The 8,410-nt window shown below is 70.1% G+C and carries 11 protein-coding genes and 1 pseudogene; 6 read left to right on the top strand and 6 right to left on the bottom strand.

Going from position 1 to position 8,410, the window contains the following annotated elements; translation table 11 throughout:
• The 5 genes and pseudogenes from A5681_RS17930 to A5681_RS17950 all read right to left on the bottom strand — a co-directional run.
• Positions 1-976 (bottom strand): annotated as a pseudogene (locus tag A5681_RS17930) (spermidine synthase); the annotation flags it as partial.
• Entirely contained in the window at positions 973-1,428 is a 456-nt protein-coding gene (locus A5681_RS17935; protein WP_067277831.1) for a DUF350 domain-containing protein, read from the bottom strand. The gene A5681_RS17935 and the pseudogene A5681_RS17930, both read right to left, overlap by 4 nt.
• A gap of 31 nt (positions 1,429-1,459) precedes the next feature.
• Complete coding sequence (locus A5681_RS17940) at positions 1,460-1,891, bottom strand: DUF4247 domain-containing protein (protein WP_067277834.1); 432 nt, start codon at positions 1,889-1,891, stop codon at positions 1,460-1,462.
• Entirely contained in the window at positions 1,888-2,400 is a 513-nt protein-coding gene (locus tag A5681_RS17945; RefSeq protein ID WP_067277837.1) for a DUF2617 family protein, read from the bottom strand. Before A5681_RS17945 ends, A5681_RS17940 begins: the two co-directional genes overlap by 4 nt.
• A 10-nt stretch (positions 2,401-2,410) precedes the next feature.
• Positions 2,411-3,022 carry a DUF4178 domain-containing protein gene (locus tag A5681_RS17950; protein ID WP_067277839.1) on the bottom strand — a complete coding sequence of 204 codons (612 nt, stop codon included), beginning with the start codon at positions 3,020-3,022 and terminating at the stop codon, positions 2,411-2,413.
• A gap of 180 nt (positions 3,023-3,202) precedes the next feature.
• Between A5681_RS17950 and ruvC the strand changes: the two genes are divergently transcribed.
• The 6 genes from ruvC (at position 3,203) to A5681_RS17980 (ending at position 7,689) form a co-directional block, all read left to right on the top strand.
• On the top strand, positions 3,203-3,757 hold the full coding sequence (ruvC, locus tag A5681_RS17955) for a crossover junction endodeoxyribonuclease RuvC (protein WP_067277842.1): 555 nt from the start codon (positions 3,203-3,205) through the stop codon (positions 3,755-3,757).
• Positions 3,754-4,347, top strand: a complete 594-nt coding sequence (gene ruvA / locus A5681_RS17960) for a Holliday junction branch migration protein RuvA (protein ID WP_067277845.1) — start codon at positions 3,754-3,756, stop codon at positions 4,345-4,347. The genes ruvC and ruvA overlap by 4 nt, the downstream gene beginning before the upstream one ends.
• Positions 4,344-5,393 carry a Holliday junction branch migration DNA helicase RuvB gene (gene ruvB / locus A5681_RS17965; protein ID WP_067277848.1) on the top strand — a complete coding sequence of 350 codons (1,050 nt, stop codon included), beginning with the start codon at positions 4,344-4,346 and terminating at the stop codon, positions 5,391-5,393. Before ruvA ends, ruvB begins: the two co-directional genes overlap by 4 nt.
• A 287-nt stretch (positions 5,394-5,680) precedes the next feature.
• A complete protein-coding gene (locus A5681_RS17970) occupies positions 5,681-6,355 on the top strand; it encodes a hypothetical protein (protein ID WP_067277856.1) in 675 nt (224 codons plus the stop codon).
• 129 nt (positions 6,356-6,484) lie between these two features.
• A complete protein-coding gene (locus tag A5681_RS17975; RefSeq protein ID WP_067277851.1) occupies positions 6,485-6,871 on the top strand; it encodes a DUF1304 domain-containing protein in 387 nt (128 codons plus the stop codon).
• Positions 6,872-6,999: 128 nt separating this feature from the next.
• Positions 7,000-7,689 (top strand): hypothetical protein, encoded by a 690-nt coding sequence (locus A5681_RS17980; RefSeq protein WP_067277854.1) that lies wholly within the window; start codon positions 7,000-7,002, stop codon positions 7,687-7,689.
• 63 nt (positions 7,690-7,752) lie between these two features.
• Here the strand turns inward: A5681_RS17980 and A5681_RS17985 are convergent.
• The coding region (locus tag A5681_RS17985) for an SDR family oxidoreductase (RefSeq protein ID WP_197498637.1) at positions 7,753-8,410 on the bottom strand (658 nt) is incomplete at its 5' end.

Genomic DNA, 8,410 nt, shown 5'->3' on the forward strand with positions numbered 1-8,410 from the left:
GCTGCCGCAGCAGTTCGCGGGCCACCAACCCGTCGCCGCCGCCGAGCACCAGGACCGATCGCGCGCCGGCCCCCAGCGCGGGGTAGACCAGGCTTTCGGTGTAGCGGTATTCGTCCCGGGTGGAGAACTGCAGGCCGCCGTCCAGGTAGAGCCGCATGTCGTTGCCGCGCTGGGTGACCACGATCTCCTGGTAGGCCGAGTGCTGGTAGGCGATGATCGGGTCGGCGTAGAGCCGTTGTCTGCTCGTCGTCTCGATGTCGGCCGACCGCGCCAGCAGCGTGGCCAGCAGCGCGAGCGCCGCGGCGAGCGCGCACAGCGCCATCGCCAGTTGCCGGGCCGAGACCACCCGGCGCAGCACGAAAATCGCCACGACGGCCGCGGCCAACAGGTTGACGATGCCGGTGGCCGCCGCGCCGCGGATCATGCCCAGCTGGGGGAGCAGCAGGAACGGCCACACCAGGCCGCCGAGCAGCGCACCGAGGTAGTCGGCCGCGTTGAGGTTGGCCAGCGTCCGGCCGGTGTCGGGCGCCTCGCCACTGCGGCCGCGTTGCAGCATCGTCATCAACAGCGGCACCTCGGCGCCGACCAGACCGCCGATCAAGGCCGTGCCCAGCGCCAGCATCCACATCGACTCGTCGTCGATGAACGCGAACACCGTGTAGAGCGCAGCGGCGGACAGGCCGCCGACGATGCTCAGCAACACCTCCACCGCCACGAACGCGATGGCCGCGTGCGCCAGCAGGGGCTTGACCACCAGGGCGCCCACGCCGAGCGCGGCGATGTAACCCGCGACGATCAACGACGTCGCGACGATGCCGCCGCCGTTCAGGCTCGCCGCCAGCGTCAGCAGCGCGAGTTCGTAGATGATGCCGGACGCCGCGCAGGCCGCGACGGCGGCCAGCAGGACGGCCCGCCACCGCCCGGGCAGCGCCGTCGCGACGGTCGGCGGCTGTGGCCGGCTTTCCGTCGAGGTCATGAGATGGCGGCGGCGATCACTCCTCCCACGGCCACCAGCATGGTGGCGGTGGCAAAAGCGGCCGGGTGCAGCTCGGGCTCGTCGACGTGCTCGCGGAACTTTCCGGGCACCGCGATCTGCAGGATCAGCAGCGCCCCGCCCTGCAGCAGGACTCCCACCAGCCCGTACACCGCAACGCCGACGAGTCCCTGGCCGAGCTGGCTGTAGCTGCTGGCGATGGCGCTGATGATGACGATGGCGAGCGCGACGTACATGGCCGAGGCGAGGACGACGGCGTTCGGTCGCTTGTCGATGAACACCAGCTGGCGCAGGTTGCCCGGGGTGAGGACGTCCACCATCAAGAAGCCGGCGATCAGGACGACGACGCCGACCGCGAAGTAGAGGACGACGGCGACCACGCCCTGGGTGATCGTGTTGAGGTTGGTGGATCCGAAATCGATGGCGAGGTACATGGTTTGTCTCCTTTGCGTTTCCGGCTAGAGGTCACTTGGTTCCGCCCGGGCCGCCCGGGCTGCCCCCCGCGCCGCCCGAGGGGGAGCCGGGCGTGAAGCCGGGGCCGAGAAAGATGAAGGCGCCGTGGCTGTATCCGGCGTTGAGGCTTTCCAGACGGATGCTGCACGGGTGATTGCCGTCGGGGCCGACGGTCACGATGTTGCTGCTGTAGCGCAGATATTCGTTGTCCCCGTTGGCGGCACGCGCCTCAGGCGCCTGATACTCGGCCAGCGTGTCGGCCACGTCGTCGGCGGAGCCGCTGCATTCGTAACGCGTCCCGTTCGCGTCGTGGGCGTACTCGTGGTAGTGGCTGGCGATGTAGGAGGCAATGTTCTTCTGCGACAGGATGATTCCGAACACCAGGCAGACGGTGGCGGCGACGGCCAGCACGCCGGCGATCACGAACAGGCGGTTGCGGCTCATGGATGCCACCGGCTGGTCGTGTGGACGACCTGCCCGCCGGAGCCCACCAGGCCGCGCGGGTACAGGTGCCAGGTCCGCCACCGCCATCCCGCGGCGTCGGGTTCGGCCGCCAACGCGGTCAGCGCGGCGTCGTCACCGGGGAAAGAGCCGCCAAGCCAACCCTTTTCGCGCGCGCAGCGGTTACGAAGATCGCGCGCCAGGCGGCGGAAGGTGCCCTCGTCATAGGTGTCGGTGCGCGACTGAAGGGAGTAGCCCGGTGCGGCCGTGCGCTCGGGCAGGTCGACGCCGAGGCCGCGCGCCGTGCACGAAACCTCTTCGGAGAACCGGCCGGCCGCGTGCTCGACGGTGACTACGTGCGACGCCCCGAGGACCCCGAGCAGCAGCGCACCGCCGTCGGGATGGTGCAGCAGGCACGTCGCCAGCGGTGGCGGCGCGGGCGCGTTGAGCGCGAGTCCGAGCTTTTGCCCCGACACGTCGGAAGGAGCTACGGCGAGCTGATGAAGCGGCACCGGCGCGTTCCTAGGAGGACGGGGGCGGGGGCGCCGGATACAGGGTCAGCTCGCCGGGCAGCACCGGCTTTCCGGTCGAGACCTCCCACGGCATGCTCGGCGCCCAGCGCTCGAACGAGAGCAGCAGGGACTCATCGGAGTTGGCGCAGTCGATGAACTCCATCTCGCCGCCCGCGGGGAGGCCCGTGGTGCCCTCGGTGGTGAACGAGGCGCGACCGCGCTCGGACTCGTGGAAGGTCACCCCGTCGACGACGTACTGCCCGCCCGGCTGGAGCGTGAGGTCCTTGCGGCTGACCCACATCGCCAGCTTGAGACGCCCGTCGTCCTCCTCGACGCTGAACCAGATCGGCTGGTCACCGCCCTCCAGCAGGTGCTCCCACCACACGAACGGGCCCTCGCGGTAGGTCACCGATCCGCGCACCACGCAGTCGACTCCGCCGTAGCTCACGATCGCGCCGGGGCCGAGTTGCCGGGGGCCGAACTCGGGCATCGCGTTGAACGAGAGCGGATCCTGGCGGCCACGTGGCGGACCGGATTGCTTGGGGCGCCGCAAAGCGATGACGAGTACGACGATGGACGCGATGAACAGCACGATCGCGATAACGACCAGCAGTGATCCCACGCGAGCCCTTCCGTTGCCACCTGTCTTGAGCGAACGTGGGGTAAAGCTAACAGCTTTTGTGTGAGTTCGGCGCTGTAACGTCGCGCGCCGGAATTGGCGGGACCGCCGCGTGTCCTCCGCGCGGCCGTCGGCCCCGGACGCTAGGGTATCGAACAGCTGTTCTACAGGTGGGAGCGGGCAATGCGCGTGATGGGCGTCGACCCCGGACTGACCCGATGCGGACTGTCGGTCGTGGAAAGTGGGCGCGGGCGAAACGTGGTCGCGCTGGACGTGGACGTGGTGCGGACGCCGTCGGATGCGCCGCTGGCCAAGCGGCTGCTGGCCATCAGCGACGCCGTCGAGCATTGGCTGGCCACCCACCAACCGGACGTCGTCGCCATCGAGCGCGTCTTCTCCCAGCTGAACGTGTCGACGGTGATGGGCACCGCGCAGGCCGGCGGGGTGGTCGCGCTGGCGGCGGCCAAGCGCGGCATCGACGTGCACTTCCACACCCCGAGCGAGGTCAAGGCCGCGGTGACGGGCAACGGCGCCGCCGATAAGGCCCAGGTCACCGCGATGGTCACGAAAATCCTTGCGCTGCAAGCCAAGCCGACCCCCGCGGACGCCGCTGACGCGCTGGCGTTGGCGATCTGTCATTGCTGGCGCGCGCCGATGATGGCCCGGATGGCCGCAGCCGAAGCGCTGGCCGCGCAACAGCGGCACGCGTACCTGGCCAAGCTGAAGGCCGCGCGATGATCGCCTCGGTGCGCGGTGAGGTGCTCGAGGTGGCGCTCGACCACGCGGTCATCGAAGCCGCCGGCGTCGGCTACCGGGTGAACGCGACGCCGTCCACGCTTGCGACGCTGCGCACCGGGACCGAGGCGCGGCTGATCACCGCGATGGTGGTGCGCGAGGACTCGATGACGCTGTACGGGTTCACCGACGCCGAAACCCGCGACCTGTTCCTGACCCTGCTGACCGTGTCGGGCGTCGGCCCGCGCCTGGCGATGGCGACGCTGGCGGTGCACGACGCCGCGGCGCTGCGGCAGGTGCTGCACGACAGCGATGTGGTCGCGCTGACCCGGGTCCCCGGCATCGGCAAACGCGGCGCCGAACGGATGGTGCTCGAGCTGCGCGACAAGGTGGGCGCGGTGTCGGCGGGGGCGCCCGCGTCCGTGGTGAACGGGCACGCGGTGCGCGGGCCGGTGGTCGAGGCCCTGGTCGGCCTGGGCTTCGCGGTCAAGCAGGCCGAGGAGGCCACCGACAAGGTGCTGGCCACCGAACAGGACGCCACGACATCCGGCGCCCTTCGTGCGGCCCTGTCAATGCTGGGCAAGTCCCGATGACGGACGACGACTTCGCCGACCGCGAGCTGTCCCCGGCGCTGGCCGTCGGGGAGGGTGACATCGACGTCAGCCTGCGGCCACGCTCGCTGCGCGAATTCATCGGCCAGCCGCGGGTGCGCGAACAGCTGCAGCTGGTGATCGAGGGTGCCAAAAACCGTGGCGGCACACCGGATCACATCCTGCTGTCGGGTCCGCCGGGGCTCGGCAAGACGTCGCTGGCCATGATCATCGCCGCGGAGCTCGGGTCCTCGTTGCGGGTGACGTCGGGTCCCGCGCTGGAGCGCGCCGGTGACCTGGCCGCCATGCTGTCCAACCTGGTCGAGCACGACGTCCTATTCATCGACGAGATTCACCGCATCGCCAGGCCCGCCGAGGAAATGCTGTACCTGGCGATGGAGGACTTCCGCGTAGACGTGGTGGTCGGCAAGGGCCCCGGGGCGACGTCGATACCCCTGGAGGTCGCGCCCTTCACCCTGGTCGGCGCCACCACCCGGTCCGGCGCGCTGACCGGCCCGCTGCGCGACCGGTTCGGGTTCACCGCCCACATGGACTTCTACGAGCCCGCCGAGCTGGAGCTCGTGCTGGCCCGCTCCGCCGGCATTCTCGGCATCGAGCTGGGCGCCGAGGCGGCCGAGGAGATCGCCCGCCGCTCGCGCGGGACGCCGCGCATCGCCAACCGGCTGCTGCGGCGGGTTCGCGACTTCGCCGAGGTGCGCGCCGACGGGGTGATCACCCGCGACGTCGCCAAGGCCGCGCTGGCCGTCTACGACGTCGACGAACTCGGCCTGGACCGGCTGGACCGGGCGGTGCTTTCGGCCCTGACGCGCAGCTTCGGCGGCGGCCCGGTCGGGGTTTCCACGCTGGCGGTGGCCGTGGGCGAAGAGGCCACCACGGTGGAGGAGGTGTGCGAGCCCTTCCTGGTCCGCGCCGGGATGGTCGCCCGCACGCCGCGCGGCCGGGTGGCGACCGCGCAGGCGTGGACACACCTGGGCATGAGCCCGCCGGCCGGCGTCACCGGGTTGGGCCAACCGGGCCTGTTCGACTAGTAGCGATCGCGAGCGCGGCGGTGCCGGGCGCAGCGATGCCGGGCGCTGCGGCATCGGACTAGTGGCCAGGTCAAAGGCTGCTGCGACCAAATCGTGACCTTCGCGGCTGAGCCGGCCCGCGACCCTTCGCGGCCGCGCTGTTCTGCCTGCTCAGGCGGTCGGCGCCGCGCGGGCGCGTCAGACGTTCCCGGCCCCAGCCAACCTCCCGCGCCGGCCGTGATCGGTTACACGCACACGTCGTCGGGTAACCAGGCTCACAGCAGTAATACCTGTTGAAGGAGATTCTGATGAGGACCACGCGCTACGACAACGAACGCCCTCGCGCGCTGTACATGCCACGTACCCGCGGCGCGCTAACCGGGCTGCTCCTGATTCTGTTGGGTGCTTGGGGCGCACTGGTGCCGTTCTTCGGACCCAACATCGACTGGGCGTACACGACCGACCCGGCGTGGACCTGGACCGCTGCCAAGGGTTGGCTCGAGGTGCTCCCCGGAGCCGCCACGGCACTCGGCGGCCTGCTGGTCCTCTTGTCCGGTAACCGCGCCAGCGCCGTCTTCGGCGGTTGGCTGGCCGTCCTCGGCGGCGCCTGGTTCGTGGTCGGCCGCGCGTTCGCGTCGACCCTGGGCCTCGGCGACCTCGGCCAACCGGTGGCGTCGACGGACCTGAAACGAGCGCTGCTCGAGGTCACCTACTTCACCGGCCTGGGCGCCCTGATCGTGTTCCTGGGCGGGGCGGCCGTGGCGCGCCTGGCGGTGCGGCACGCGCGAGACGTCGTGGTGACCGAACCCGCCCCGATGGCGGCCGGCGCGGTGCCGGCGGGCGGCCCGGCCATGTACGACGAGACGCGCGGCGTGACCGCGGCCCGGGAAGACCGGGTGGAGGCCGAGCCTCGCGGGCGCGGCTTGTTCGGTCGGCGCGCCGGTGGCGGCCTATTCCACCGGCACCACCACGCCGGCGTGTAACTACTCACGCGGGAGGCGCCGGTAGCCCGTGGCTACCGGCGCCCTTTCGTGTCCGGGCAGTCCGGGCGACAGCAGGTCGGTAAAGTTCAGCGTGCCCACCGCGCAGGCCTCGACCCCTGAGGAGGAGCGATGATCGCTGCCGGGTTGGTATTCGCCGGACTGGCGGCTTTATTGCACGTCTACATCTTCGTGATGGAATCGTTGACCTGGACCTCGCCACGCACCCGGGCCACGTTCGGCACGACGGTCGAGGAGGCCGAGACCACCAAGCTGCTGGCCCTGAACCAAGGCTTCTACAACCTGTTCCTGGCCGTGATCACCGGCCTTGGCATCGCGTCGATCGTGTTGCGCCACAACGCCGTTGGCGCGGCGCTTACCTTCGCCGGCGTCGGGTCCATGGCCGCGGCCGCGGTGGTCCTGCTCCTGTCGGCGCCGGAAAAGGCACGTGCCGCGGTGACGCAAGGAGTCTTTCCGGTCATCGCGATCGTGCTGCTGCTCCTCGGCCTCACGCGTTAACAGCTGTCTCACCAGTCCCAATGGTCACCGGGAGCGGTGAGTTTCGCGCGCCTCATGGGTTACGAGCGGAAAGCGTCGGGTACCCATCCCGGGCCGGAAATAGGCCCGGTAATTAACGAGGGGATGTCATGAAATACGCAGAAGACGGCCAAACCCGCGGGCTGAGCATGCCTCGTTCGCGTGGCGCGGTCAGCGGACTGCTCCTGGTCATTCTGGGGGCTTGGGGGGCGTTAATACCGTTTGTCGGACCGCGCTTCAACTTCGCCTACACGCCCGATCGGGAGTGGGCGTGGAGCACGGCCCGAGGGTGGCTCGAGGTCCTGCCGGGAGCGGCGACCGTGCTGGGCGGCCTGTTGGTGATCGTCGCCGGAAATCGCGTCGCGGCGATGCTGGGCGGCTGGCTGGCGGTCGCGGCGGGCGCCTGGTTCGTCGTGGGTGGCCAGTTCGCGCCGCTGCTGGGAATCGGCTCCGCCGGTGACCCGGTCGCCGCGACCGACCGCAAGCGGGCGGTGCTCGAGGTCAGCTATTTCTCCGGACTGGGTGCGCTGATCGTCTTCCTGGGCGGTGTGGTGTTGGCGCGCACGGCCGTGCGGCTCGCGCGTGACGTGCAGCCGGTCGCGCCGGCGGCCACCGCGGCGCCGGGCGTGGAACCGTACCGGGAATCGACGTACGAGCCGGCCGAGGTGTCCTCGGGCGCGCTGACCAAGCCACGCACGGCCGTCGACGCGGAGCCGAAGCGCGGGTGGCGTCGGCAGCGCTCAGGCGCAGCGGCGGGTGCGAACGCCGCGTACCTGCGCTGGCCGCATCCGCAGCAGTAACTCGCCAGTACAAAGACCGATCGCCAGCCTGTTCAACAGGCTGGCGATCGGTCTTTGGTGGCCTTACAGCAGTCCGAGCAACTGCAGGTCGGTGATGTACTTGACGATGATCGGCGGCGAGACATGCGGAATGTCTTTGTCGGGGCCGATTTTCGCCTCTTGCACCGCGGCGCGGAAGCGGTCGGTCGGTGCCATCGAACCGTTGATCGGCTTCTCGGGCTTCTGATAGTTGTGCAGCAGCGGCAGCAGCGAGTACTGGCGTTGCCGCTCGGGCAGCCCCCGCATCGTCTGCTCGAAGCGCCGCAGCCACTCGCCGTAGTCGGCGATGCGCTGGATCCCGTAGCCCGCCTCGATCAGCCAGTCGACGTACTCGTCGAGACCGATGCCGTCGTCGTACGGGTTCATCACGTGGTAGGTCTGGAACCCCTCGCCGTTGTCCAGCACCTGGGTGCCCAGCGTGGAGATCGCCGCGGCGATGAACTCGACCGGCAGGCCGTCGTAGTGCGAACGCTGGCGGTTGCCGTCGGCGTCCAGCTCGTAGAACGAACCCGGTGCGACACCGGTGGCGACCAGGCTCAGCATCAGCCGGGTGAACATGTCGGGCAGGTTCAGCTGCCCGGCGTAGGTGGTGTCGGCCAGGATCATGTCGCACCGGAACACCGCCACCGGCAGGCCGCACAGGTCGTGCGCCTCGCGGAGCAGGACCTCGCCGGCCCACTTG

Origin of the sequence: Mycobacterium scrofulaceum, from assembly GCF_001667885.1 — a bacterium.
GTDB lineage: Bacteria > Actinomycetota > Actinomycetes > Mycobacteriales > Mycobacteriaceae > Mycobacterium > Mycobacterium scrofulaceum_C.

Excerpts from the sequence above, each read along its gene's own strand:
- ruvA (WP_067277845.1), top strand. The coding sequence starts at position 3,754 with ATGATCGCCTCGGTGCGCGGTGAGGTGCTCGAGGTGGCGCTCGACCAC.
- ruvC (WP_067277842.1), top strand. The coding sequence starts at position 3,203 with ATGCGCGTGATGGGCGTCGACCCCGGACTGACCCGATGCGGACTGTCG.
- A5681_RS17980 (WP_067277854.1), top strand. The coding sequence starts at position 7,000 with ATGAAATACGCAGAAGACGGCCAAACCCGCGGGCTGAGCATGCCTCGT.
- A5681_RS17935 (WP_067277831.1), bottom strand. The coding sequence starts at position 1,428 with ATGTACCTCGCCATCGATTTCGGATCCACCAACCTCAACACGATCACC.
- A5681_RS17970 (WP_067277856.1), top strand. The coding sequence starts at position 5,681 with ATGAGGACCACGCGCTACGACAACGAACGCCCTCGCGCGCTGTACATG.
- A5681_RS17940 (WP_067277834.1), bottom strand. The coding sequence starts at position 1,891 with ATGAGCCGCAACCGCCTGTTCGTGATCGCCGGCGTGCTGGCCGTCGCC.
- ruvB (WP_067277848.1), top strand. The coding sequence starts at position 4,344 with ATGACGGACGACGACTTCGCCGACCGCGAGCTGTCCCCGGCGCTGGCC.
- A5681_RS17975 (WP_067277851.1), top strand. The coding sequence starts at position 6,485 with ATGATCGCTGCCGGGTTGGTATTCGCCGGACTGGCGGCTTTATTGCAC.